24 protein-coding genes are annotated in these 25,387 nt (G+C 60.6%); 13 read left to right on the top strand and 11 right to left on the bottom strand.

Annotated elements, in window-relative coordinates:
- Positions 1 to 3: 3 nt before the first annotated feature.
- Positions 4 to 1,257 (bottom strand): MFS transporter, encoded by a 1,254-nt coding sequence (locus tag FNZ07_RS14655; RefSeq protein ID WP_091009164.1) that lies wholly within the window; start codon positions 1,255 to 1,257, stop codon positions 4 to 6.
- 104 nt (positions 1,258 to 1,361) lie between these two features.
- On the opposite strand from FNZ07_RS14655, the gene FNZ07_RS14650 reads away from it, so the two are divergent.
- Positions 1,362 to 2,249, top strand: a complete 888-nt coding sequence (locus FNZ07_RS14650; RefSeq protein WP_091009161.1) for a LysR substrate-binding domain-containing protein — start codon at positions 1,362 to 1,364, stop codon at positions 2,247 to 2,249.
- 139 nt (positions 2,250 to 2,388) lie between these two features.
- Here the strand turns inward: FNZ07_RS14650 and FNZ07_RS34390 are convergent, their stop codons facing one another.
- Positions 2,389 to 4,386, bottom strand: coding sequence for an oxidoreductase (locus FNZ07_RS34390; RefSeq protein WP_091009159.1), 1,998 nt, complete (start codon positions 4,384 to 4,386; stop codon positions 2,389 to 2,391).
- 104 nt (positions 4,387 to 4,490) lie between these two features.
- Here FNZ07_RS34390 and FNZ07_RS14640 point away from each other — a divergent pair, with 104 nt between their 5' ends.
- Positions 4,491 to 5,396, top strand: coding sequence for a LysR family transcriptional regulator (locus FNZ07_RS14640; RefSeq protein WP_091009157.1), 906 nt, complete (start codon positions 4,491 to 4,493; stop codon positions 5,394 to 5,396).
- Between the two features lie 2 nt (positions 5,397 to 5,398).
- Here the strand turns inward: FNZ07_RS14640 and FNZ07_RS14635 are convergent, their stop codons facing one another.
- The gene (locus FNZ07_RS14635) at positions 5,399 to 6,040 is read right to left on the bottom strand and encodes a TetR/AcrR family transcriptional regulator (protein ID WP_091009154.1); all 642 of its coding nucleotides are present in this window, start codon (positions 6,038 to 6,040) and stop codon (positions 5,399 to 5,401) included.
- Between the two features lie 89 nt (positions 6,041 to 6,129).
- Between FNZ07_RS14635 and FNZ07_RS14630 the strand changes: the two genes are divergently transcribed.
- A complete protein-coding gene (locus tag FNZ07_RS14630) occupies positions 6,130 to 7,308 on the top strand; it encodes a 4-hydroxybenzoate 3-monooxygenase (RefSeq protein WP_091010871.1) in 1,179 nt (392 codons plus the stop codon).
- A 44-nt stretch (positions 7,309 to 7,352) separates the two neighbouring features.
- Here the strand turns inward: FNZ07_RS14630 and FNZ07_RS14625 are convergent, their stop codons facing one another.
- Positions 7,353 to 8,339: an alpha/beta fold hydrolase gene (locus FNZ07_RS14625; RefSeq protein WP_245811435.1), complete on the bottom strand. Its 987-nt coding sequence runs from the start codon at positions 8,337 to 8,339 to the stop codon at positions 7,353 to 7,355.
- A 116-nt stretch (positions 8,340 to 8,455) separates the two neighbouring features.
- Here FNZ07_RS14625 and FNZ07_RS14620 point away from each other — a divergent pair, with 116 nt between their 5' ends.
- Complete coding sequence (locus FNZ07_RS14620) at positions 8,456 to 9,076, top strand: nucleotidyltransferase domain-containing protein (protein ID WP_091009148.1); 621 nt, start codon at positions 8,456 to 8,458, stop codon at positions 9,074 to 9,076.
- Positions 9,077 to 9,157: 81 nt separating this feature from the next.
- Here FNZ07_RS14620 and FNZ07_RS14615 read toward each other — a convergent pair whose 3' ends face one another.
- From FNZ07_RS14615 to FNZ07_RS14605, 3 genes are all read right to left on the bottom strand, one after another.
- Positions 9,158 to 10,141: a tetratricopeptide repeat protein gene (locus FNZ07_RS14615; protein ID WP_170275776.1), complete on the bottom strand. Its 984-nt coding sequence runs from the start codon at positions 10,139 to 10,141 to the stop codon at positions 9,158 to 9,160.
- 231 nt (positions 10,142 to 10,372) lie between these two features.
- Positions 10,373 to 11,293: a DMT family transporter gene (locus FNZ07_RS14610; RefSeq protein WP_091009142.1), complete on the bottom strand. Its 921-nt coding sequence runs from the start codon at positions 11,291 to 11,293 to the stop codon at positions 10,373 to 10,375.
- A 165-nt stretch (positions 11,294 to 11,458) separates the two neighbouring features.
- The gene (locus tag FNZ07_RS14605) at positions 11,459 to 12,466 is read right to left on the bottom strand and encodes a zinc-dependent alcohol dehydrogenase family protein (protein WP_091009140.1); all 1,008 of its coding nucleotides are present in this window, start codon (positions 12,464 to 12,466) and stop codon (positions 11,459 to 11,461) included.
- 93 nt (positions 12,467 to 12,559) lie between these two features.
- On the opposite strand from FNZ07_RS14605, the gene FNZ07_RS14600 reads away from it, so the two are divergent.
- From FNZ07_RS14600 to FNZ07_RS14585, 4 genes are all read left to right on the top strand, one after another.
- A complete protein-coding gene (locus tag FNZ07_RS14600) occupies positions 12,560 to 13,477 on the top strand; it encodes a LysR family transcriptional regulator (RefSeq protein ID WP_091010870.1) in 918 nt (305 codons plus the stop codon).
- 287 nt (positions 13,478 to 13,764) lie between these two features.
- On the top strand, positions 13,765 to 15,471 hold the full coding sequence (locus FNZ07_RS14595; RefSeq protein WP_170275775.1) for an aspartyl protease family protein: 1,707 nt from the start codon (positions 13,765 to 13,767) through the stop codon (positions 15,469 to 15,471).
- A gap of 18 nt (positions 15,472 to 15,489) precedes the next feature.
- Positions 15,490 to 16,122, top strand: coding sequence for a glutathione transferase (gene yfcF, locus FNZ07_RS14590; protein ID WP_091009136.1), 633 nt, complete (start codon positions 15,490 to 15,492; stop codon positions 16,120 to 16,122).
- A 94-nt stretch (positions 16,123 to 16,216) separates the two neighbouring features.
- Positions 16,217 to 16,969, top strand: a complete 753-nt coding sequence (locus tag FNZ07_RS14585; protein ID WP_091009133.1) for a hypothetical protein — start codon at positions 16,217 to 16,219, stop codon at positions 16,967 to 16,969.
- A 61-nt stretch (positions 16,970 to 17,030) separates the two neighbouring features.
- On the opposite strand, the gene FNZ07_RS14580 is transcribed toward FNZ07_RS14585, so the two are convergent.
- A complete protein-coding gene (locus tag FNZ07_RS14580) occupies positions 17,031 to 17,882 on the bottom strand; it encodes a helix-turn-helix domain-containing protein (RefSeq protein ID WP_091009130.1) in 852 nt (283 codons plus the stop codon).
- Between the two features lie 217 nt (positions 17,883 to 18,099).
- Here FNZ07_RS14580 and FNZ07_RS14575 point away from each other — a divergent pair, with 217 nt between their 5' ends.
- From FNZ07_RS14575 to FNZ07_RS14555, 5 genes are all read left to right on the top strand, one after another.
- Complete coding sequence (locus tag FNZ07_RS14575) at positions 18,100 to 19,416, top strand: MFS transporter (RefSeq protein ID WP_170275774.1); 1,317 nt, start codon at positions 18,100 to 18,102, stop codon at positions 19,414 to 19,416.
- Between the two features lie 149 nt (positions 19,417 to 19,565).
- Positions 19,566 to 21,086 carry an amino acid permease gene (locus FNZ07_RS14570; RefSeq protein ID WP_091009125.1) on the top strand — a complete coding sequence of 507 codons (1,521 nt, stop codon included), beginning with the start codon at positions 19,566 to 19,568 and terminating at the stop codon, positions 21,084 to 21,086.
- A 38-nt stretch (positions 21,087 to 21,124) separates the two neighbouring features.
- Complete coding sequence (locus tag FNZ07_RS14565) at positions 21,125 to 21,904, top strand: SDR family NAD(P)-dependent oxidoreductase (RefSeq protein ID WP_091009120.1); 780 nt, start codon at positions 21,125 to 21,127, stop codon at positions 21,902 to 21,904.
- Between the two features lie 78 nt (positions 21,905 to 21,982).
- Positions 21,983 to 22,873, top strand: a complete 891-nt coding sequence (locus FNZ07_RS14560) for a response regulator transcription factor (protein ID WP_091010869.1) — start codon at positions 21,983 to 21,985, stop codon at positions 22,871 to 22,873.
- On the top strand, positions 22,873 to 23,871 hold the full coding sequence (locus FNZ07_RS14555; RefSeq protein ID WP_091009117.1) for a helix-turn-helix domain-containing protein: 999 nt from the start codon (positions 22,873 to 22,875) through the stop codon (positions 23,869 to 23,871). The genes FNZ07_RS14560 and FNZ07_RS14555 overlap by 1 nt, the downstream gene beginning before the upstream one ends.
- On the opposite strand, the gene FNZ07_RS14550 is transcribed toward FNZ07_RS14555, so the two are convergent.
- The 3 genes from FNZ07_RS14550 to FNZ07_RS14540 are packed head-to-tail and all read right to left on the bottom strand — an operon-like array spanning position 23,865 to position 25,371.
- Positions 23,865 to 24,344, bottom strand: coding sequence for a c-type cytochrome (locus FNZ07_RS14550; protein WP_407670589.1), 480 nt, complete (start codon positions 24,342 to 24,344; stop codon positions 23,865 to 23,867). The two genes, FNZ07_RS14555 and FNZ07_RS14550, sit on opposite strands and share 7 nt — an antisense overlap.
- A 2-nt stretch (positions 24,345 to 24,346) precedes the next feature.
- Complete coding sequence (locus tag FNZ07_RS14545; protein ID WP_407670588.1) at positions 24,347 to 24,835, bottom strand: c-type cytochrome; 489 nt, start codon at positions 24,833 to 24,835, stop codon at positions 24,347 to 24,349.
- Positions 24,832 to 25,371 (bottom strand): methylamine dehydrogenase light chain, encoded by a 540-nt coding sequence (locus FNZ07_RS14540; protein WP_091009114.1) that lies wholly within the window; start codon positions 25,369 to 25,371, stop codon positions 24,832 to 24,834. Before FNZ07_RS14540 ends, FNZ07_RS14545 begins: the two co-directional genes overlap by 4 nt.
- Positions 25,372 to 25,387: the final 16 nt, after the last annotated feature.

Below are 25,387 nucleotides of genomic sequence, written 5' to 3'. Positions count from 1 at the left end.
TCGCTACGCCTGCGACTCGAGAGGTTGCGTCGTCACCCGCAGCCCACGCGCCGGCATGAAATACCACACGGCGCACGCCACCTGCATCACGATCAGCACCGCCCAAACGCTCTGATGCGCAACGGGCGGATAGTGACCGTCGTGCGCGGGCCAGTGACCGAGCGCCGCGCCGATCACGACCTGCAGCACGAAGATCGCGAGAAAGATCACCAGCGTAAAAGTCGTGTTGACGCGACCGACCATCCGCACCGGAAAGTGCCGCGCGAGCACCGTATAGGTCAGGATGCCCGTGCCGCCGAGCGCACCGTAAGCGGCCCACAACACCGGTTCGGGCAACGGCACGCGTGCGGCGATCGCCGCCTGCACGAGCACGAACGACAGCATCGTCAGGCCGGAAAACATCTGCACGCTAACGCCGCGCCGCTCGAGCGTGCGAGCCAGCGCACCGAAACCGACATTGCCGACGATAAACGCCGCCCCCAGCACCGACACGAGAAACGCGGCGCCTGCAGCCGCATTGCCCGGCGACGCCGGCATCACGACATCGCGCAGAAACGCGCCGACCCACAGCGACTGCATGGCATAGAACACGCTCTGCGTGAGCCCGGAGAACATGGCCAGCTTCCAGAACGCGCGACTCTTCAGGATGTGCAACGTGCCCTTGAACTGTTCGAGCACCCCGGCCTGGCGATGCGTGTCGCGCACGTTCGGTGCGAACACATACAGGTTTGCCGCGACGATCGTCGTGAAGATCGCGAGCCCGATGCAGATGGTGCGCCAGCTCGCCACGGTGAGCAGCCACGACAGCGGCGTGCCGACCACGACGCCGCCCAGCCCGCCGACCGCCATCACGAGACCGTTGACGAGCGTCAATTGCGCCGCCGGAAAATGCTGCGCGGTCGCCTTGAACGCGCCGCCCAGGCATACCGATACGCCGACGCCGATCAGGGCGCGGCCGATCATCATCGTCGGTAGCGTGTGTCCGATGCCGAAGATCAGCACACCGACGGCGGCGATCAGCATCACGCAGGCGGTCACGCGGCGCGGTCCGAAATGATCGAGCAGCACGCCCGCCGGAATCTGCGCGCCGGCAAAGCCGAGGAAGTAGAGGCTCGTCAGTGTGCCGAGATCGGTGGCGGAGAAACCGAGGTCGTGCATCAGGAACGGCGCGAAGCCGAGATTCACGCCGCGGTACAGGTACGAGACGAAGTACGCGAGCGCAAATACCGCGAAAACGCGCAGTCTGGTGGAGGTCATGAAGCGGACAGCCCTGGTGGAATAGCAGGGTTCGATTATTCGCGACTATCGTGAGCGGAGCCAGCGAGAGATTTCGACGACGATTGTGAGTAGAATTTGACGTCATGCCGACTCCCATTCCTCCGCTACAGGCCCTGCGTGCGCTCGAAGCGGCGGCACGCCGCCGCAGTTTCAGCCGTGCTGCCGAAGAACTTCATTTGACGCACAGCGCCATTAGCCACCATCTGCGGGGGCTCGAAGCGCAGCTCGGCGTCGAGCTGTTCCGCCGGGCCGGCGCGCGCATGATCCCGACAGCCGCCGGTGCCCAACTGGCGGATCGCGTGCGTCACAGCCTCGACGACCTGAGCGAGGCGCTCGATGCCGCGCGGCGCGGTGTCGGCGCGGCAGGCGTGACGCGGCTCGAACTGAGCGGGATGTCCGACTTCCTGTCGGTCTGGCTGATTCCGCGGCTCGGCGACTTCTATGAGACTCATCCGCTGATCGACCTGTCGCTGCACATGCACGCGAACGTTGTGCCGCCCGATCCGTATTCCGTCGATATCGGCATCTGGCACCGGCGGGTGGACGAACCGGGGTTCGTCGCCCGCAAGCTGCTCGACGACCAGGTGGTCGCCGTGTGCAGCCCGACGCTGCTCGCGCGCTATCCGGCGTTTCGCATCGAAGACCTGCCGGAGATGCCGCTGCTGCGCTTCTCGCGGCGCTCGTGGCGCGACTTCTTCGAGGCAGCCGGCATCGCCGCTGACGAACCCGACCGCGGGCCGATGTTCGACGACGCAGGCTTGCTGCTGCAGGCGACCGTCGCCGGGCAAGGCGTCGCGACCGCGCGCCTGCAACTGGCGCGCGCGTTTCTCGAGCGCGGCGAACTGGTCCAACTCGGTCACGTGAGAATCCCCGCTTCGCTCGACTACTACTTCACCTGGCGCGAGGGGCATCCGCGGGAAGCGACGATCCAGCAGTTCTATCGCTGGCTGAAAACGCAGCTCGCACGCTGAGGTTCGCCGGACCGCAAGTCCATCGCGAGCCGCTTGATACGTACCCGCGCTACCCGTAGTGGCCTTATTGACAATGATTCTCATCTTCAATAAAGTCACCGGGCTTTACTTACATCTACCATTCAGCCTGCGCAGCAGGTTACTGCGCAAACCGGATCACTCCTTTGCCGCGTCCGTACCCGATCTTGTTCTGCTCGATGGCATCCGCGGCGTCCGCTACTTCTGCGACCTTAGCGATATCCACTTTCACGTCGCCTCGCGCGACCATCGCCACGATGTCAGCGAGTTGCGCCTGGTCGGGGCGCATCTGGAACCACACGCCGTTCTTGCCGGGCGGGATCTGCGCGAGGATATCCGGCGCGGCCGTGCTGACGATCCTGCCTCCCGCACGCAACACCTGCCACGAATCGGCTAGTGCCGCGCCGCCGACGAGATCGAGCACGAGGTCCACATCCGCGACATGTTCGTGAAATGCGATAGTCCGGTAGTCGATCACGTCGTGCGCGCCAAGCGAGCGTAGATAGTCGGTATGCACACCGCGCGCAGTAACCACCACGCGCGCGCCGGCTCGCCGCGCGAACTGCACCGCGAATCCGCCTACACCACCCGCCGCACCGTGGATCAGCACAGTTTGACCAGCCGTCAATCCGCCCGCATCGAACAACGCCTGCCAGGCAGTCAGCGCAGTTACGGGGATAGCGGCCGCGTGTACGTCGTCCAGATCTGCTGGCGTCGGTGTGAGGTTAGCGGCAGAAATCGCGACCCGATCTGCGTACGCACCGAGCCCACCCATCGCGCCCATCACGCGATCGCCAATCGCAAAACCGGTCACGCCTGCGCCGAGCGCGATCACTTCACCGGCAAGTTCGCTACCCAGCGTGACAGGAAACGTCAACGGAAACGCGCCGTGCAGCAGACCGTCGCGGACTTTCCAGTCGAGACCGTTGACGCCCGCCGCATGCACACGAACGACCACATCGCCTGCGGCAGCAACTGGCTCGGCAATCCGATCGATCTGTACCGCGTCACTACCGCCATAAGCATGAATACGAAGCGCGCGGTTCGTCGCGTTGCCGGCGTCGAGTGCCGGGTAATCGATGTAGCCGTCAGGACCGGGCGAGTAAAACGTATTCCGGTCCGCTGCGTTGAGCGGAGCGTCCGCGAGAAACCGGTGCGGCAGATCGGGGTTCGCCAGATACAGGCTGCCGAACACGACAGCATCCGCCGTCCCTTCCGCGATCGTGGCCTTGGCGGTCTCTTTCGTCAACGCGCCGCCGCGCAAATAAGCGCCATCGAACAGCGGCTGCAACACACCGTGATAGTCGAACCCGCTCTTCGACCACGCGACGTGCAGATAGGCCAGCTTGAGCGGTGCAAGCTGTTCCACCAGGTAGCGATAGGTCTCCTGTGGCGCGGCATCGACGATGTCGTTAAAGCCCATCTCCGGCGAGATCTTGATGCCGACGCGGTCGCTGCCTGCTTCTTCAGTCATCGCGGCGAGCACCTCCAGAATGAAGCGCGCGCGATTCGCCAGCGAGCCGCCGTACTGGTCCATGCGCTGATTCGTGCCCGACGACAGGAACTGCTCCGGCAGATACCCGGACGCGGCATGCAGTTCGACGCCGTCGAAGCCGGCATCGAGTGCGTGACGTGTGGCACGCCGATACTCATCGACGACACCAGCAACCTCTTCAGTCGACAACGCACGCGGTGTGACGAAATCCTGCTGCCCCGATGCGGTCCATACCTGGCCGGCTGGACGAATCGCGGAAGGCGCAACCGGCGTGGCGCCGTCAGGCAGCATATCCGGATGCGAGATGCGCCCCGTATGCATGAGCTGCAGAAAGATACGGCCGCCTTTCGCGCGTACTGCCGCGGTGACCGCGCGCCATGCATCGATCTGCGCAGCGGAGTGGATGCCCGGCGTGCGGACGTAGCCCTTGCCCATCGGCGACGGGTACGTGCCTTCCGTGATGATCAATCCCGCATCGGCGCGCTGACCGTAATAGACGGCGGCGAGGTCTGACGGCACACCGCTGTCGTCATCGGCGCGGGAACGTGTCATCGGGGCCATCACGAAGCGATTGCGGAGGGTATAGCGCCCGATCCGGGCGGTACTGAAGAGGTCGTTGCTCATGTCCGTTCTCCTGGTTAGGTCGGCATGAAGGCATCTTGCATTGCTTCATTTTTGGATTAAACATGCATAATTGAAAACACTGATCCATTGATGGAGCAATCGACATGGAAGTGCTCAACGGCATGCGCCTGTTCGTCGAAGTCGCGAGAACCCGGAATTTCCGCCGTGCGGCCGATGCGCTGGGGATGCCGAACTCGACGCTGTCGCGGCAGATCGCGGAACTCGAGAAAGCCGTTGGACTACGGCTTTTGCATCGCTCCACGCGCAAGGTGGAGCTCACCGAAGCTGGTGAGGTGTATTTCAAGCGCTGCCAGAGCATCGTCGAAGAAGCGCTCTCCGCGCACGAAGCGCTGCGCGATGTGGCGACGAAACCGGGCGGAACGTTGCGCGTTTCGATGCCGGTCGATCTTGCAACCGGCTATCTCGCGCCGATTCTCAGCGACTTCGCGCGGACCTATCCGTTGATCGATTTCGAATTCGACGTGACGCCGCGGCGTATCGATCTACAGACCGAGCCGTTCGATCTGGCGATCCGGATCGGCGAGCCGCCCGCTGCGCCGTCTATGCTCGTCGCGCGGCCTATCGGGTTGTTGCCGAGGTATCTCTATGCGTCGCCGGGTTATCTGAAGGGTGCGCCGACGCTCAAACATCCCGACGATCTGGCGTATCACGTGATGTGCGTCGGGCAAGGGGCGACGAAACAGCCGGATGGGTCGAGGACGCTGCATCGTGGCGATGAAACTGTGACGGTCGTGACCGGGACGCGTTTTGCAATGAATAGCGTTGGTTTGGCTCGTGCGTTTGCGAAGCTTGGTGTCGGCATCGCTGTGCTGGATGACGTGCTTGCTCGCGAGGACGTTGCGTCGGGACAGTTGCGGCGTGTGCTTCCGCAATGGTGCCTCGCGCCTGTGCCTGTGCATGCGGTTACTGAAACGCGGTTGTTGCCGGCTCGGACGCGGTTGTTTATTGATTTTTTGAGGGCACGGTGGGAGGGAGTGGCGGGTGTTTAGTGTCACTCCGGCAGCGTCTGCGGACCTGCGCGAATTCCGAAGTAAGTGATGAGCATGTTGCAGAGCAGATCGGCCTGACGAACAAGTTTTACCGCTGAGGTTCGCTCGTCCGTGGTTCTTTCAGCGAAGCTTGTGACCAGCAGAACGATGAAGTTGACGTCGAAGTCGAGATCTTCCGTATCTGCGATTTCAAGCGCGTCTTTGATGAACGCCTTTGTCAGGGCTGCGCCCTCTGCAATCAGCGCCTTGAACTCCTTCGTCTGCTTGAGATCAATCGCTGCCGTCTTCAATGCCTGACGCAGGTCCGCTTCCGCTGCCTCGATTCTGAAAAACTCGCGAATAAATTCCCGTAGCTTGCTCGGGTGATCGGAGCCAGATTGCTGGAGGATTGGCGATAGCTTCGCAAGCTGTCTTTCCCAGGCCGTCTGGGCTACATAAAAGAGCAAAGCCTGCTTGTTCGGAAAGTATTGATAGAACGAGGCGATGTTGACACCGGCCCTGTCGCAGACCTTATTGGCCGTGAAGCCGCCGGGCCCCTCACGACGCAAAATGTAAGTGGCAGCCTCCGCAATGGCGGCGACCGTCGCGATAGACCGCCCCTGTTTCGCCTGCTTTTTCAATGAGATATCTATCTTTTGCTTCACGTCGCAATTGACTCCAGCAATGTGATTAGAGAATGTAACTAAAAAATTATATTCTGATTCCATCGAAATCAAACGACGGAATGAACATCATGGAAGCAAATCGCGAGGAAACCTCGGTTGTCATCATTGGCGCTGGCGTGTCGGGTCTGACGCTGGCGACCTTCCTCCAGAATGCGGGGGTGAATTGCGTGGTACTGGAGCGGCGCGATCGTGCAACCATCGAAGTACGTCAACGCGCCGGTGTCGTTGAAGCGCGCGGCGTGCGCATGTTTGAGCGGTGGCGGTTGGCCGATAAGCTTCTAGGCGGCCCTGTCGCGCAGACCATTGATTACCGCGTGAATGGCGTAGGCCGCATCTTTGAAACATCAGGAGACGACGGCAGTGAAGGTCGGTTTTGCACACAGCAGATGCTGGTCGGCAACCTGTTGCAGGAACACATTGACCTGGGTGACGGCGACGTCCGCTTCGCGGTTGCGGACGTTGCAATCTACAACGAACGGGACTGTCGACCGAGCGTCAGCTATTCCGATTCGACCGGTCCGCACGAAATTCTTTGCGACTACATCGTAGGGTGTGACGGCGATCGCGGTGTTAGCCGGGCCTCGATTCCCGATGGTGTTCTCAGCAAGTTTAGTCACGAGTTTGGCTATGCTTGGTTGGCTGCCCTGGTCGAGGCTCCAGTAACCGGACAACCGATCATGGGCGTAAGCGATCACGGTTTCGTCGCGCAACTGCCTCGCGGCCCCAGTAGAAGCCGGTACTACCTCCAGTGCCCACTCAGCGATGGCCCCGGGGACTGGCCCGATGAACGACTCTGGAATGAAATCCGGCTGCGACGGTGCGACAGCACGATCCAGAATGCCGTGGTGCATGACAAGGACTTCGTCCCCCTGCGCTCCGTGGTCTATGCGCCTATGCAATACCGGAATCTTTTCCTGGCTGGCGATGCCGCACACCTTGTGCCACCTACCGGTGCGAAGGGAATGAATCTCGCCCTGTTCGATGTTGATGTCCTCGCCCAAGCGTTGACAGGCGCGGTGCGACATCACGACACGACCGGGCTGGAGCGTTATTCCGATACCGTTCTGCCGCACATCTGGAAGTATCAGGAATTCAGTGTCTGGATGACGGAAACGATGCACGATGCTGGCGATGCGACGCAGCACGGAACGTTTCGCCAGATGATCGCCCGTGCGCGTCTTGATACGTTGTTCGATTCATCGACGGCGGGTCGACTGCATAGTGAGTATCAACGTGGAGATATTTGAGCGTTGGTCTGTGATGAACATGTGACGCCGCGGCGTATTGATCTCTACTGCTCTGCAAGAAAATTGCTAACGTCGCGACCAAAACGGGTGGGCTGCTCGACAAACATAAAGTGACCACTACCCGGATAGATCAACAGCGCCGCTTGTTGCAGATTTCGCGCAAGCGCACGTTGCACTTCAACTGGAGTTTGAAAATCAAGTTCTCCGGCGATGATCAGTACCGGCATGCTAATTCTCGCGAACTTCACAAAACGGTAGCGCGTAAGGCCTTTGTTGAGCAACGCTTGAAAGCTCTCACCGGAATTGCCAAGTCCGTCGGCCGAGTCTGTATCTTCAACCATCCGTGCGACTCGTATATCCGGGAACATATTGCGATCTATGTAGATCTGTTCGCGCTGGTCCTGGTAAGCCTCGAAGGGATCGCAGCGCGGAAACGTAACGCCAGCAACGGCCTTGACCGCGCGCGTATAGGCGACCGGATCCGAACTTTCTAATCGCTTGCATTGACTGTCCATGAGCGCGGGCATGTCGTTCGCTGCTGCTGCAAGAACAACCCGTGATACGTGTTCTGGATATCTGGCGGCGTATTCCAGCCCGAGAATCGTGCCGAACGAATGACCGATGATGTCGATGCGCTGCACTCCTAGTTGTAGCCGCAGCTCCTCAATGTCCTGCACCATTCGATTGATGGAGTACGCACTCGAATTTTTTGGACGTTGTGATCGGCCACTACCGCGTTGATCGAGATAGATCATTCGAAGGTGCGGCTCTAACTCAGGACCAGCATATCGTGCGAACGTCTGGCTTCCCTCTCCCGGTCCTCCGTGAAGAAAGACAACCGGCGTCCCATTGGGTTGCCCCGCTTCGCGGTACCAGAGACGTACGCCGTCACTTGTCTTGAACACGTGGCTATTCGCAGGGACCGTGGCCGATTGAGGTGTACTGGTTGAGCGAGACACCGGGGCATCGGTGACGTTGCCCGTAGCGTGCGCACTGATTCCGATAAAAAGCGTCACCGAAGCGCAAAGCATCGTAAGGTGTTTCATATCTTGATTGCGTAGTTCCGTGGTTTGGCTAATCTCAGTCATTCGACGGCAGCGGACGAATCCGCGACAATCGCAAGATCGCAAACAGAAGACTATCGAAGATGACTAACAGCGAGTTGATAGACACACTAGCCGAAGACCTTCGTTTGACGTACGGCTGCCACACAGCAATTCTCTATGGCTCGCGCGCACGTGACGACTGGGATGCTGCGAGCGACATCGACGTCATTGCCTTCCGGGATGCCGGCGATCAGCAACGCGTAGCCTCACGGTGGAACGGCGTGTTTCTCGATCTGTTCGTACATTCGACGAACGATACAGTAGAACCGGGATGGATCAGGATCAACGGCGGGCGGGTGCTCTTTCAGGCGGATGGGTTTGGTGACAAAGTGCTTCGTGAAACAAAGGCGCTTTTCGACGCGGGGCCCGAGGAAGTGCCTGCGGCGGAACTGCTCGTGCGAAAAGTCTGGGCGGAAAAGATGCTTGAGAGAGCGGCCAAAGGGGACGTAGAGGGGAACTATCGTCGTCACTGGCTTCTGTGCACCTTGCTTGAAGATTACTTTGCTGCTCGCGGTGAGTGGTACCTGGGTCCGAAGCGGAGTTTTCGGGCGCTAAGCGAGACTGCGGGAGAGCATTTCGGTTTGTTTGAGGCTGCACTGAAGCCTGATGCTTCGCTTGCTGCTGTTAGAGCGGTGATTGATGTGACCTTCAAGGGCGTATAGCAGCTAGGGACAGTCGGTCGAGAATGGCAAAAGATCGTCAACATTGCTACACGCGCTCGTGCGGTCACAGCGCCCTAAGCTTCATGGACTTGAATCGGGATGGGTCGCCTGGTACGCTTGCAAACGGCTCGCGTACACGGCGGCTTTCTGTTCGTCGCCCATCGCGTGATAAATTTCCCTAAGCTCATCCAGGACATCCGGGTTTGTTGTTCCGATAGCGTCGTATTCAGTAAGCAACTGTTGCTGAATCGCCAGCGCTTCGTTGTTTCTTCCCAAAAGACGTAGCGTCCAACCCACGGAGCACCATGCTTGACGTGTGCTCTCTGCGCCCCCGGCGCGTGTACGGAGCGCAAGCGCAATGCGGAATTGCTCGAGCGCTTCCGTGGAACGACCGAGATCGTTAAGTGCGCCTCCAATATTATTGCGTAGGGATGCCTCCCACTTTTGCGCCTTGGGATCAGAAGAATTCATGGCGATTGCGAGCGCTCGATCATCCCATCGCAATTGATCCGCAGGGGCCTTATCGACGAAGGCCATCATGTGAAGTGCGTCCACGGCCAGGTCGTCTAGATGCTGTTCGCTAGCCAGACGAAACGCCTCACTATATTCATTTCGCGCTTCGCGCTGCATCTCCGGCGACGGTCCTCCCTCAGTCGAGACAGCCGAGGCAAACGTGCGGCCACGTTCCAGGTGGTAGCGTACGCGTGCTTCCGGTGAGACGTGAGCGAGTTTGGGTTTGAGATCGTCGAGAATCTGACGCGCCTGGGCTGAATGACCACGCAAACCATAGGTTCGTGCGATTTGAGTCTGGAGAATGAATGCCTGGTTAGCATCGGCACCTGCGAGCGCGGAGCGGAAGCGTTCCTCACTTTGCGCCGGCGAATTCCAGTTCCAAAGCTGATCGATGTCTATTGGAACGGCCAGGAGCGTTCGCGGAAAACCCATCGCAAAGAGAAATGCGAGCGCGATATAGAGCGGCACGGACCTGGGTTGTCGCCTTGTCGGATGGGCTGATCGAAGAGAACGATTTCTAAGGTAGTGTTGCGTCGCTTCGATCTTGTTCATAGGTCGCCGGTTTATAGAGGGCCTAATTGGTGAGACCGTATGTTGACACAAAGGAGAGTGCGCAAACCTCATCGTCTGCTCTGGGTCGGAATCGGGAGGCTTTATCGGGCAGTAGTCGGCCAGCCTGAGACCTCCGACGCATCACCGAAGATCGTCGGCAATCGTCAGAACGTTCGGTGGTGCAGCAGATGTTCCGTTGGCGCCTTCCTCGCCAAATCCACCGGCGTGGATCTAATTCCCCACAGTCCCCTTTGCGCTTCGTTTCTCGATTGTGCGTGCCGGAATCGTCATCGCCGCTACACCTGCAACAACGCATCCCAGCCCCAGCCACGCCGACGCAGACAGCGACTCTCCGAGAAATACGATGCTTATCGCGACTCCAATGGGCACCCGCAAGTAGGCTTGCGCCGTTGTACCAACCGACCCCAGCGTTTGCACCAATCGAAAATAAATGACGAACGCGATAGCCGTCGAAAAGAGCGCGAGCGCTACAAGTGCGCTGAGTGATTGCAATGACGGATGAAGCGTCCACGGACGATCGACCGTCAGACTGAGCGGAACAAGCAAGATCGCACCGACAATCAGCGAACCTGCAGCAGGAACGGCTGACGGAAGTCCTTTGAAAGATCGCCCATAAATTGCCGCCGCCGCATAGCAGACCGTGGCCATGACAATCGCCAATTGAGGAACAAGCTGCCGCCCCAACCCTTCGAAAGCATTGACGCCAACGACCAGGCATATACCGGCAAGCCCCGCGACGACTCCAAACAGTTTGCGAGGCGTTAGATGTTCATGGCCGGTGACAAGCCACGTTGCGAGAAAGGCAAGGACCGGTGAAGCGGAATTGAGGATCGTCGCCAGGCCCGCGTCAACCGAACGCTCCGCCCACGCGATCAGCGTGAAAGGAACCACACTGTTCAACAGCGCCTGCACGAGGAAGCGACGCCACACTGCGGGATCGCTGGGCATCGGAATACGCTGCACCCTCATCCAGAGCAGGAGCACCGAGCCGGCGATCAGCGTTCTCGCAGCAATGAGCGTAAGCGGAGGAATAGTGGCGACACCGATTTTGATGAAGGTGTAGGAAGCACCCCACAGTGTCGATAGCGCTAGCAGAAGAAGCAGGTCAAGGGCGGCTTTTGGTCCACCCATCGTCGTTGAGGTTTGGGACAATTCGTTTCGCCGTGGCTGGATCAGGATCGACGCGGCTCATAGCAAGCCTGCAGGGATGAATTATGCAAGTACCCTGGAGTCGAACGCTTCAGCTTGAAGCGAAATGTCGACGGCGATCGCGGCAACAGCAAATACAACCATGGTTCACGCATCCAGATCGATAACGACCTTCCCAAAATGCGCTGCACTCTCCAGAAACCGATAACCGTCGACTGCAGCCTCAAACCCAAACACACGATCAACGACAGGCTTAATCCCCGTCGTCGCAATTGCCCGTGCTGCATCCGCAAGATTCGCCGTTGATCCCGTATTGCTACCGACAATCCTCAACGTCTTGAGATTGATCGGCAGGATTGGAATTGACAGATCCATGCCACTGACAAAACCCACGACAAAAATCGTTCCAGCGATAGCCGCCGCGTTCAGAGACCGCGCAAACGTGGTCGCGCCGACCGTCTCGACGATCAGGTCGGCACCGATCCCATCTGTTGCCGCGAGCACAGCGTCGTCCCAGGCCGGCGTCGACTGATAGTTGATCGTCAGATCTGCACCCAGCGCACGGGCACGCTTGAGTTTCTCATCCGACGAGGATGTGATGATGACGCGCGCGCCCGCCGCCTTGGCAAATTGCAACGCAAACAGGCTCACCCCACCGGTGCCAAGCAACACGACCGTCGACCCCGGACGAACCCGCCCCGTGACGATCGCATTCCAGGCTGTTGTTGCAGCAATCGGAAGCGTTGCGGCTTCTGCAAAAGTGAGCTGATCGGGAATCGGCACCAGAGACGTGGCAGGAACCACTGCGTAGTCGGCCAGCGATCCCGGCATCGTGACGCCACGCATGCGCGTCGCTACCGCGGATGTCAGCGGTCCCGCAGCCCAGTCGACCAGCAACCCGGGGACCACCCTGTCGCCAACGGCCCAACCCTTCACCCGATCGCCGACCTCGACGATCTCACCCGCGCCGTCAGTGCCGGGAATAAACGGCGCGCTTCGACTCCCCAATCGCCCCCACGCAACCATCAGGTCGAGATAGTTCAGGCTCGCGGCGTGCAAACGGATTAGCACTTCGTCAGGCGCCGGGCTCGGTGTCGGCATATCGACACGCTTTATGGAAGCCAGCGAATGGTCGGTCAGGTTGAAGGCGCGCATCAGAATCTCCGGTTCACGATGGAGAGGATCGTAGCAGCGCCCAATCGCTATAATTCACCGCTAGAACACAACATCCATGCATGTGGTGCACTAATGAACAGCGACGAAGCGGACCAGACCGAGGCGTTCCTTGCCGTGGTGGAATCGGGAAGTTTTTCGGCGGCGGGACGCAAGCTGGGTCGCGATGGGTCGGTGATCTCCCGGCGAATCGCTGCCCTCGAAGCACGTCTTGGTATCCGCCTGCTGGAACGTTCGACGCGCCGTGTAGCACCGACTGAAGCGGGCATCCGTTTTCGCGCCCGGGTCCATGAGGCGATGGACATGATGCGTGCCGCTGAAGACGAAGCGAGAGCCATGGCCGCATCGCCGACCGGTTTGTTGCGCGTGAGCCTCCCTTTGGCCTTCGGGCGCAGGTGGATTTCGCCACGGTTGCCTGAATTCCTCGCGCGATATCCGGCGCTTCGTGTCGAGGCAACCTACACCGACAGGTACGTCGACCTCATCGCCGAGGGCTTCGATGCAGCGGTCCGGCTCGGTGAGATGAAAGACAGCAGGTTGATCGGCCGTCGCATTGCGGCGACGCGCCGACTGATCTGCGCAGCGCCTTCCTATCTCGACCAACGACCCGCGCTGAACGAAGCAGAAGATCTGCTACGTCACGACTGCATTTGCTTCACGCGACTGACTACCCACCCTGTCTGGCACCTGCAACGCAACGGCAAGAACCGCGCTGTGCGAATCTCGGGACGCCTCGAGACCGACGATGTCGAGGCTGTCGTTCACGCAGCGCTTGCCGGTATGGGCGTCATCATGGCGACCGACTGGCTCGTTGCGCGCGAACTCGCCGACGGCCGGCTCATCCCCGTGTTGACGGACTGGACGGTGGGCGGAGAAGCCGCCGTGAGTGTCGTGCGCGCTTCCGTTCAGCATGAGCCTGCCAAGAGTCGCGCGTTCGTGGATTGGATGGTAGAGATCTTTGCAGCCGTGCCGTGGCAAGAAGCGGTGCGATGAGCAAAGCGATCGATGCGCTCGCGGTCGCGCCTTGGCGATATCCTCTTTACCTTCGAATGCGTTATTCGCCGACATCACACGATCTATCCATGCCTGCCTCCAGATTGCACCGACGATACTCATCACTCGCACTCCCCCGCACTTGCGGCTCGATCGTGTTGATCCTGGTTGGGCTTCTCTTCGGCACTGCACGAGCAGATGTCGCAGGAAGTACATCTAATGTCGCGCAAGGCGCTAGTAGCCAACGCAGTATCGTTCTGCCGACCGCACAGGCAGATTGCCGCCCTATGCTGATCGAAGGGACGGCGAGTTCAAAGGGTTTCGTCGGTAGGTTTCTGATCGCTAGCGATCCGCAAGCGCAAGTGGCGACGATCCAGGTAACGGATGCCGGACCTGCGAATTTCGCCTTTGGCGTGTCGAGCTCTCATGCGTGGGTCAGGGGCGTGGATGGAGTTGTCAGAGATGCGGACTTCGATGGCTATCGGGCGGGTATTGTCAGCGACGCGTATTGGCTAGGCGGCGGTCTATTGAATAGATGCTGGCCGGCGAAAATCGACTTGCTTAGAACCGATCGGATAAACGGTACGGCGGTCGACGTCCTTCAGGTATTACCGTTGGGCGGCAAGACGACAACCGCCTGGGTTTCTCACGCGACGCATTTACCTCTGCGCTGGTCGCGCAGAGATGAACCCGATGTGGCGACAACGACATACTCCGACTACCGTCGTGTCGGTAAGCGACTCGTGCCATTCAAGCAAAGCATGGTGGATCGCGACAGCAATCGATGGGATCTCAAGGACATCCGGATACAGTCGGGAGTCGATCCGGCGATCGTCGCAGTCAAAGCACGCAAACCCGATGCAGCTGTGAATGACTATGGCATCGATGGGGGAGAAACCACGACGATCCCGATGAGTTCGAGGGAAAAACCTCACGTCGATGTTTTCATCAATGGGAAAGGTCCGTTCAGTTTTCTGTTCGATACGGGGAGCGCGCTCACGCTATCGAAGACCACGGCGCAAGCCGCAGGTCTTGAGCTGGTCGGAGAAGGACACGACACAGGGTTTGCCGGAATCGCGATCACGACACGCTTCGCAAGAATCAAGGATTTGCGTTTAGGTGCGGCGCATGTGCGGGATCAATACGCCACCGTCTTCGACGACGCCTCAGGCGGGGTCGGCGCGCAGACTGCCGGGTTGATCGGCTACGAAGTGCTTGCGCGCTTTACTACGACTTTCGATTTTCCCCGGCGTACCGTCACGCTCTCTCTGACGCCGGATCGCACGGTACTCGACGATTCGCACGCGTTGCCTTTAATGCTCGACCACACCGTGCCGGTGATAGCGGCTGAGATCGATGGCGTGGCAGATCATCTGTGGCTCGACACCGGGGCCAATACTGCACTCGTCGTCAATCGGGCGTTCATGAATGCCCATCCCGGTGCTGCGCCAAAGCGGCTCTATGACGTCAACGGTTCGTTAGGCGGCGTGGGCGGAAGCGGAGCAACCAGGTTCGGACGCATTCCCCGCCTGAGCATCGGGTCGAACACTTTCGCCGATGTCATCGCGATGTTCCCGGGCTTCGACCGTGGGCTAAATACAGATTCGGAATTTGCCGCTGATATGGGTACGCCCCTGCTTAAGTCGAGCGTTTTGACGTTCGATTACGCTTCACATCGTATCTGGCTCACGAGTCAGGATGCGCCGGTCGGTCCGGAGATTCCGGTCTATAACAGAGCGGGCTTCGGTATCGAATATGCGCAAGGCGATGTTGCAACAGTGAGCTACGTCAGGGAAGGTTCCCCGGCCGCCGAGGTGGGCTTGCAGCAAGGCGATCGTGTGATAGAGATCGATGGGAAACCCGTCTCTGCGCAAGCGGTCTCGCTCGTTAAAGCGCAATTCGGAACCTTCGATAACGCGCTCATAAAGCTCGCCGTCCTTCGGGATGGCAAGGTGCTGGATTTCAGTGTTCGGCCGCGTGACTATATTCAGTGACCCATACAGGAGTGAAACTTGTCATCAACCAGTCTACGCCTCTACGTCGATGCTCAATTCGCCAGTCCCTATGCGATGTCGGCGTTCGTGGCCCTTCATGAAAAAGAACTGTCGTTTGAGCTTGTCACCATCGACCTTGCCAGCAAGGCAAACCATGAACATGGATACGCGGCAAGTTCACTCACGCAGCGTGTACCTACGCTGGTTCATGACAGTTTCGCTTTGTCCGAATCGTCGGCGATAGCTGAATACCTCGACGAGGTTTTTCCGGGAACCTCGCTGTACCCCAAAGATGCGATGCGGCGCGCACGGGCACGTCAGGTACAAGCATGGTTGCGAAGCGATCTCATGCCGATCAGGCAGGAACGCTCCACCGAAATCGTCTTTTATGGCGCTTCCGCGCCGCCCTTATCGGCTGCCGCACTTTCCGCAGCAGGAAGACTGTTTTCGGCCTGCGAGTTATTGCTTACCGACCATTCGCCGAATCTCTTTGGCGAGTGGTGCATTGCCGACGCTGACCTTGCTCTAATGTTGAACCGACTCGTTCTGAATGGCGATACGGTGCCGCAAAGGTTGGCGGACTATGCTGCGCATCAATGGAAAAGGTCGTCTGTTCAACGTTGGGTTGCTATGAATCGGCCCCCGTTGTGAAGCCTTCGGTCCGGCAGCCCGCTTCTGTCACAATACCCCTCTGCCGTTTCCCCGCCGTGCCGCTGGCAACGCACCACAACTGACGTTTTCGCAAATGCGCATTTTCGGAATCAGCCTTTACCTCATCATCGCCGTGTTCTTTGCGGTGCATGCCGTGCGTACCCAGCAGAACATGTTCTGGCTACTGATCCTGTTTCTTTTCCCCGGCCTGGGCAGCCTGGTCTACTTCTTCGTCATCTACTTGCCTTCGCTGCGTCAGTCGCATGGCGCGCGAGCGGCAACGCGGGCGATCTCGCAGCTTGTCGACCCCAACCGGGCGGTGCGCGAGGCGCGCACGGATTTCGATCGCACGCCGACCGTCGCGCATCGCATGCGGCTGGCCGCTGCGCTGCTCGATGCAGGCAACGCAGCCGAAGCGCTGGAGCATTACCAACTGGCGGTGAATGGACCGTTCTCATCCGATCCTGCGTTACTCCAGGGCCTGGCGCGCGCGCAGTTCGCCAATGGCAACGCTGCGGCCACGCAAGAGACCTTGGAAAAACTGTTCGCAGTCCATCCTCCTGCCCGCCAGCAATCCGAACCTGCCTTGCTGTATGCACGGGCCCTGGCAGCGATAGGCGCACCTGGCACGCGCGCCGCGTTCGAGACGGCGCTCGCCAGTGCCAGCGACGCGGCCCCCCGTTGCCTGTACGCCGACTGGCTAACGACGCAACCCAACGATGCCGATCGCCAGCGTGCACGCGACCTTTACGCTGAGATCGTGCACGATGGGAAGCACTGGCCACGCCACGCACGCGAACATAACAGCGAGTGGCTGCAACGGGCGCAGGCTGCGCTGAGTCGATAGTCCACGGAAGTCTCCGGCAGAGCGACTGACAATCGTCACCGGGTAAAAAACGCGAACTAACTCACGTCGCCGCGGCTTCGCGCATCAGCGCAACATGCCGCACCTCACTCGCCTCATCCGCAGGAAACATGCATTCAATGCGCAGCTCCTGCGCAGCCACCGTTTGCGGCGTGCCCACCGTCGCCACCATCGAGAAGTAATTCAGCACCCGCCCATCCTTGACGAAGCCAAGCGGAATAACCGGCATCGTCGGCGACACCGGCAGCGCACTCAACGCCTTAGGCGATTTCCACTCGGCCTGCACATCGGGATAGTCGAGCAACGCATCGAGCAGCTCGCGCGTTTTCTCATCGATCACTCGCCCAACCGATTCACGATAAACCCGCTGGATCAAACTCGTCGCCACCGCTTCCCAATCGGCGATAAACGGACGCATGCCTTGCGGATCGAACATCAGATGCAGCAGGTTGCGCGGGCTACTGCGCGCCGACATGTCGATGAAGCAGTTGAAGAAACGCGGCGCCGATTCATTGGTCATCAGCACATTCCAGTAGCGGTCCATCACCACAGCGGGAAACGGCTCGTGCTGGCGCAGCATTCGCGCGAGCGCGCTCGTTACGCCCTGCATTTCCTGCGCATTCCACGCGCCTTCCGGATAGATCGGGGCGTAACCGGCCGCCAGCAGCAGCGTATTGCGTTCGCGCAGTGGAATGTCGAGTGCCTGGGCGAGATCCATCAAGGTCTGACGGCTCGGCACACTGCGCCCGCCTTCGATAAAGCTGATATGTCGCTGCGACACACCCGCGTCGAGCGATAGATCGAGCTGGCTCGTGCCGCGCACGTCCCGCCAGTGGCGCATCAACGCACCCAGATCGCTGGCAGGCGAGCGGGTATCGGTAGTGGTGGGATTCATTGGGCGGCGTTCACTATGCGTTCGGGGAATGACTCGATCATAGCGATCGCGTGAATCCACACAACTACCTCTCAGGTAATGAGCAACCCGAGAGCGACTTGAGACCAACTCGCCCAATAGTTCAGATTTTCAGATTCATTAGATAAGAATTATCCAATTTTCTTATTGTTCCAGAGCGCTTAACGTCGCCGAATCCAGTTTCCCCAGGACGGCCCGCGTGACACCCCAGACCGTACGCCTCTATGGAGCGGCAATCGCCAGCGCCAAAATCGGCACAGGCTTTTTCTTCCTCATCAACACGTGGCTGATCATCGAGATCACCGGGCATCCGTCGAGCGCGGCGATCACGCTCGTCATGACGATTCTCCCGAGCCTGCTGTTGTCGCCGCTCATCGGTCTCGCCGTCGATCGCAGCGAGCCCGCGCAGCTCGCGTGGCGGGCCGAGGTCTTCCGCTGGCTCGTGTTGATGAGCTACGGCCTGCTCTATGCCGCGGGCTACGCGACAGCGCCCATCGCGTACCTCGTCAGTTTTCTGATCGCACTCGGCAATGAAATCCAGGTGCTGGCGTGGCGGGCCGCGCTCGCACGCCACGCTTCGTCCGAGCAGATGTTTCGTCTCAATGCGCTAACCGTCGTCACCGGGCAGACCGGACAGATACTCGGTGCGGCCGCATCCGGTGTGGTGCTCGCGGCCATCGGCGCGGCCGCTACAGTCGGTGTGGCTAGTACAACCTATCTGCTGTCGGCGCTCGCGGGTTTCGTCGTCGCGCGCCGCATGCATGGCACCAGCACCACGGAACCGAGCCCCAACGCGCCCGAGCGCGGCGTACGCCGGCATTTGAACGACCTGCGCGACGGTCTGCGCCACATTGCGCAACGCCCCGCTATCGCGTTCTTCTATGGGCTGATCCTCGCCAACCTGACCGTCATCTTCGGCATCAATGCGATGCTCGCGCCGTTCGTGCGCGAGGAACTGCATCTTGGCGCCGCAGCGTTTGGCAAGATCGATGCGGGGTACGCGCTCGGTGCGATCGTCAGTGGGTTCTTCGTGGTGCGGCTCGCGAATCGCTTCGGGAGACGCACCATCCTGACGCTGGCGTTCCTCGTCGCGGCACTCAGTCTGCTTGTGTTCGCGCAATGCAGCGGCCTCGTTGTTGCGTTCGTGACCTACGTCGGCCTCGGCGCCAGTTTTCAGAGCAGTGTGATTGCGTTGAGCGCGGCACAGCGCGCCGCCGACCCGCTCTATCAAGGCCGCGTGAGTGCGAGTTTCAACGTGCTCAATGGCCTCGCGGGTCTCGCCATCTACGGCATCGTCGCGATGAGTGCCGGACATCATCTCTATCGCCAGCTTTATCTCTGGCAGGCCGCGATCATGTTGATCATGGTTCCGGTCGTGGTCCTTGCGAGCCGGCGCGAGGGGATCAGCCGGCTACTCAAACCCGAAGCGTTAGCGCCTGCACCCGCCCGCGAGCGAGCCGCCGAACATCGCGAAACGACGCCCTCCCGATCGGCGCCGGAGACCATCGAAACATAAACACGAAAGCAACAGCCCAACCGCCCCCGTCGGCCCAACTCCGCATATCCCCTTCGGGACATTCAAAATCTTCCGCCACCGTCTCATGATGAGTCCGGCTTCGTGCGCCCCTGGCGACCGACGGCCTCATACAACGGAGACAAATCGTGATGGAAAGAAGCGCTTTAAGCACCGATCTGCCACCAGGCAGCGCAACCGGTGTCAGCTACCAGGACGTTAGCGACAAATATTTCGAACAACGCCAACTGCAGCGCCACGCGGGCTTCTTTACGCTGCTGGTGCTCGGCGTTGGAGCGGTTATCGCCGGGCAATACTCGGGCTGGAATCTCGGTCTGTCGCAGGGCTTCGGTGGCATGCTCGCGGCGACGCTGATCATCGCCGTGATGTACGTCTTTCTCTGTTCGTCGATCGGTGAAATGGCCGCAGCGCTGCCGCATACCGGCGGCGCCTATTCGTTCGCGCGGACCACGATGGGTCCGTGGGGCGGCTTCACCACCGGTCTCGCGGAAAACATCGAGTTCGTGCTCGCACCGGCCGGCAACATGTTTTTCATGGGCGCGTATCTCGGCGCTATCTTCGGCACGCCCGCCGATGCCCAGCCGCTCTGGTGGATCGCCGGTTACGCGCTGATGATGCTGCTGTCGATGCGCGGCCTCGGCATGTCGATGCGGGTCGTCGTGATCGTGACGATCGCAGCGGTCGCGGTGCTGGCCTTCTTCTGTCTTGCCGCGATCCCGCACGTCGACTTCGCGCATCTCGCGCTGAACCTCGGCGCGGATAGTGCGGGAAAACCGGTCGAACTGCCGGCCGGTCACGGCCCGTGGTTACCGTTCGGCGCGACCGGCATCATGCTGGCGCTGCCGTTCGCGGTCTACATGTTTCTCGCCATCGAGCAACTGCCGCTCACCGCCGAGGAAGCGCACAACCCCACGAAGCACATGCCCATGGCACTGATGTTCGGCATCCTGATCCTCGCGGTGCTCGCGCTGTCGATCGTCTTCTTCAGTGCAGCCATTCCGAATGGTGCGTTCGCGCTGAGCACGTCGGGCGAGCCGCTGCTCGATGGTTTCCGTTCGCTGTTCGGCCATACCGCCAGCAAGATACTCGCGGGTGTCGCGGTGCTCGGTCTCGCCGCGTCGTTCCTCGCGGGCAGCTTCGCCGCGGGTCGCAACATCTACTCGCTGTCGCGTGCGGGTTATCTGCCAACTGCACTCTCCGTCACGCACCCAGTCAAGAAAACGCCGAATCGCGCGCTATGCGCGGGCTCGCTACTGGCGCTCGGCGTACTGATGGCTTTCTGGTTCACCTTCGGACGACGCGACAACGCGCTGATGGGCGGTGTCCTCGTCAGCATGATCGTGTTCGCCGGGATGATCTCGTACATCTTCCAGAGCCTCTCTTACATCCGGCTCAGGAGCCTTCATGCGGGTTTGAAGCGTCCGTTCAAGAGCCCGTTCGGCATCTTCGGCGCGGTCGTGACGATCCTGATTGCCGGTGCGACGCTGCTGTTTCAGTTCGTCGACCCGGTCTACAAGTGGGCCGCGCTCGGCGCCGCCGTCTGGTATCTGCTCGGCCTGAGCTACTTCGGACTGTATCGCCGCCATCACCTCGTGCTGTCGCCCGAAGAAGCATTCGCTGTAAGCGGCGGCCGGCGCGGCATGCCCGATTGATCGCACCGTATGACTCTCAACTGGAAAAGGGTAATTTCATGAATGCACAGTCGACAGGCCGGCTCGCCGGCAAGGTCGCCATCATCAGCGGCGGGGCGGGTGGCTGCGGTGCCGCCGCAGCAACGCTGTTCGCCGCCGAAGGCGCGCAGGTCGCCATCATCGATCGCGATCCGGCCGCGGGCCAGGTGCTGGCTGCGCGCATCAACACCGGAGGCGGCAGCGCCATCTCGCTGGCCGCGGATGTGTCGCGCGCCAAAGACGTTGAAGAAGCGGTCGCCGCGGCCAACCGCCTGCTCGGCGATGCGGACATCCTCTTCAATCACGCGGGCACGCTGATCGTCAAACCGTTTCTCGATGTCGAAGAAACCGAGTGGGACTGGTTGATGGCGGTCAATGTAAAGAGCATGTACCTGATGACACGCGCGGTGTTGCCGCAGATGCTGCGTAAAGGCAAGGGCAGCATCGTTTGCACGTCGTCGATTTCCGCGCTGTACGGCACACCGGGCGAAGTGCTGTACGACACGACCAAGGGTGCATGTCATATGTTCGCTCGCGCAATCGCAGTCGAGTATCGCGATCGCGGCATTCGCTGCAATGCGGTAGCGCCTGGTTTTATCCGCACGCCGCACGGCATTCGCGAACTGCGCGACCTGCAGGCGATGGGCGTGGCGGCATCGGAAGCGGCGATTGCCGAACAGCAGGGCAGACTATGCGAACCCGAGGAAGTCGCGCGCGCCGCGCTGTTCCTCGCCTCCGACGATGCGAGCTTCGTCAACGGCACGCATCTGTTCGTCGATAACTGCTTTTCGGCGGTTTGACGCATGGCCCCGGCACAACATACGATGGCTGGATTCGGTGCGCAGTCGCGCCCGTCGTATCGTTCCGAGGCCATTTTCATGAGCGTTTCCCCCGCATCGCGGCCGCGCCGTGCTGGCGATGGTAGCGACATTGCCGCCTGGCAGAACGCCGCGCCGACGCTCGTCGAGCTGATCGGACAGGATACGTTCATGCGCCAGCTCGACGACACGCTGCAGTTGCTGGTCGAGTTCGATCTGAGTTGCGTGCTGCTCTACGTGCGTTCGCATTCGCCGGCCTTGCTGCACGACAATCTGAACGGCGTGTCCGAACTCGATGCGATGCGCAACTATCTGAACGGTACCTATCTGCTCGATCCGGTTTACTCGGCTTGCATGGAGCGCGTGGCGGCCGGCCTGTATCGCATGGCGGAACTGGCGCCGGACGAATTCTTCGACAGCGACTACTACCACTCGCCGTATGTGCATCCGTGTATTTCGATGACCTCGGGTTCGCTCGCCGAAGAAATCGTTTTTATCGGTAGTCCTGCGCCCGATACCTACGTGGCTTACTCGTTGATGCGCAGCAACGGTCGCACGCGCTTTACCGATGAAGACATTCATTGTCTTGACGCGGTCCAGCCGCTGCTGAATGCGTTGCTGTGTCGTCACTTGCTGATGACTGCGCCGCCCGCTGCGAGCACATCGAGCGCGCCGCAACAAGGCGATGTGGCAGGTTACCTGCACGCCGCCTTCGCCGATTTCGCCACCGATATCCTCACGCTACGTGAACAGGAAATCGTCAGTCTGATCCTGCGCGGTCATTCAAGCCTGTCGATTGCGCGCACGCTGCAGATCGCCGAAGGGACGGTGAAGAATCATCGCAAGCACATTCATTTCAAGCTCGGCATCTCCAGCCAGTCGGAGCTGTTTCATCGCTTCGTCAAGCATCTGTTGACGCGTTCCGCTGCGCTTCCCCAGGTACCGCATTGATGTCAATCGCTGCCCCATCCACCATCGAATTGCGCCGCAGCCGCGACATCGAAGAGCAGGCGGGACTGTTCAGCAACTGGCATCAGTCGTACTGCCAGATCTCCCGCGGCACCTTTGACGGCTCCGTGACCGTCATCGAGATCGGTGGCGTGTGCATTCTCGTCGAGAAGATGAACCGCGTCGTGTTCCAGCGCGGCTACGTCGCGGACACGATCGCTGTCGGCGTGCCGTTTCAGCTAGGCGGCCACGCGCGCATGTGCGGACAGACCAGTCATACCGACGGCCTGCATGTCTTTTCCGGCGACCGCGAATTCGAACTGGTGTCGCCGGACTGCTACCTCGATTGCAATATCGAACTGGACGCGCGACGTATCGAATCGCTGGGGTCCCCGCTCGCGCGCGCGGGGTTGCAACGTATCGCCGCGTTGCTCCCTGCATCGCCGGGCATCTTGACCGTCGATCACAGTCTGCTGCACAGGTTCCGCGCACGGCTCATGGCGCTGTTCGAGATCGCTTCGTCGGCACCGCATCTGCTGCTGGATAGCGCGTTGTGCGCGCAGCACGAGCAATCGGTTGTGCTGGATCTCGCGGCGCTGCTCGAAGACGAGATCAGCGAATGCAGACCGCCGCAGAGCAATGCCACACGTGACTGGTCGCTGGTTACCGCCGCGCGCGACTTGATCGAGTCTAGCGATACGTGCCCGCTGTCGGTTGCGGAACTCGGCGCGCAGCTCGGCGTCGCGACGCGCACGATCTACCACGCGTTCCAGAATGCACTCGACGTCAAACCCGTCGACTACCTGCGCGCAGTCCGCCTGAACCGTGTACGCCACGAACTGCAGAGCGCGCAGTCGGTGACCGACGCCGCGGCGCGTTGGGGGTTCCTGCATTTCGGCCGCTTCGCACACGACTATCGCGCGATGTTCGGCGAGCAACCGTCGCAGACCTGGCGACGCCTTCACTCGGGTTGCGCGCACGATGCCGGGCCGTTTCAGTAAGACGGCTTCACATCGGTAATGCCCTGCCGGTGCAACATCTCGACCAGATGCGCGCGCCGCTGCGCGACTTCAGCAAGCGCCGGACGACGCAGACGAGCAACTTCTTCCGCGGTGTACGGGCGAAAGTCCGCCGGCAACTCTTCGCGGTTGTAACTGATCAGCAGCCAGTTCACGACTTCGGCGAGTTCGCTATCGTCGAGCGCCGAGTTCGATGCGCCCGGCACGCGCACGGCAAATTCGCGCCCCTGCGGCAAATGCATGAAGTAGCCCAGCGCATGGCGCAGCGGCGGGATCTTTCCCGCGACGCCGGCACCGGTCGGCGAATGGCAACCCATGCAGTTGAGCGTGTAGTTCTGCAGCGCGCGGGCGTTGTCGATCGTTTGTGCACGCGCACTCGCCGCACCGCACGCGAGCAGCAGGATCGGGAGACCGTGCTGTCGCAATGTGCGAACCAGACGGCTGAGCGCATTCACCGCTACAGTCCCAGCGAAGGCAGGAATGCGTTGCGCCGCTGCCGCACCTGCTCGCCGTCGAGCGCTTCGGCACGCAGCGCATGCACGTCCTCAGGACGCAGCGGCAATGCCTTGCTGCCCTTCTTCGCAGCGAGATCGAACGCGACGTAGTTGAGCACGTTGGCGATGTCCGAATCGCTCAAGCTCGCAAACGACGGCATGCGAAAGTTGTAGTGCTTCGCACCGACAGCGACATCGCCGTACATGCCGTTGAGCACGGTCTGAATCAGTTGCTTGCGGCCCGGTGCGACCGTGACGTAGCGCGCCGGATAGTCGGTAAGCGGAGGCGCGAGTCCATCCATGCCACGGCCGTCTGCTTGATGACAGACCGCGCAGCGCGCGGCGAAGATCGTCTTGCCGAGATCGTTCATCTGTTGCGCGTGAATCGCGTGCATCGGGCTGGCCGCACACGCGACGGCCAGCGCGAACAACATCGTGTTCCACCGCTTCATTTCTGCGCCACCCCAAGGATGTAGGACACGGAACACACGTACGTCGACACGGGGTTCGCCATGCACCAGTTGATATCGTTGTCGAGTGACAGCTTGTAGAGCGGCTTCTCGCCTTCATTGCGACTGCACAGGCAGTGCCCACAACTGGTCGTGCCGCAGCAGTCGTTGTACGAGACCATGTAGTCGCGACCATCGTTGGGATTGCGACAGGTGCCGATCCATGTGATTGGCGATGGCGTGCTGCCAGGCGGGCAACTGGTCGACGTGCCGCCGCAGCAACTGCACAGCCAGCCGTCGACGGCGCAGTACTTCCAGTAGTCACAGCTCTTCGGGTCGTTGACGCCGGCGGCCAGCGTACCGGAAGCGCCGGATGTCGCGGCCGGTGTCTGCGCATGGGCAACGCGGTCGTATGGCAACAACGGCAGCGCTGCGGCCCCCGCAACCGCGCGCCCGAGACGCGCCAGTGCACCGCGGCGCGAGCTGCGTTGCGCGACGTTGCGCGCCGATTGAACGAACATTGCATCAAACCATTTCATCGCGGTTCCTCGCGTC

It is taken from the genome of Paraburkholderia megapolitana (genome assembly GCF_007556815.1).
Lineage (GTDB): Bacteria > Pseudomonadota > Gammaproteobacteria > Burkholderiales > Burkholderiaceae > Paraburkholderia > Paraburkholderia megapolitana.
This window is presented reverse-complemented; position numbering and strand designations above follow the sequence as displayed.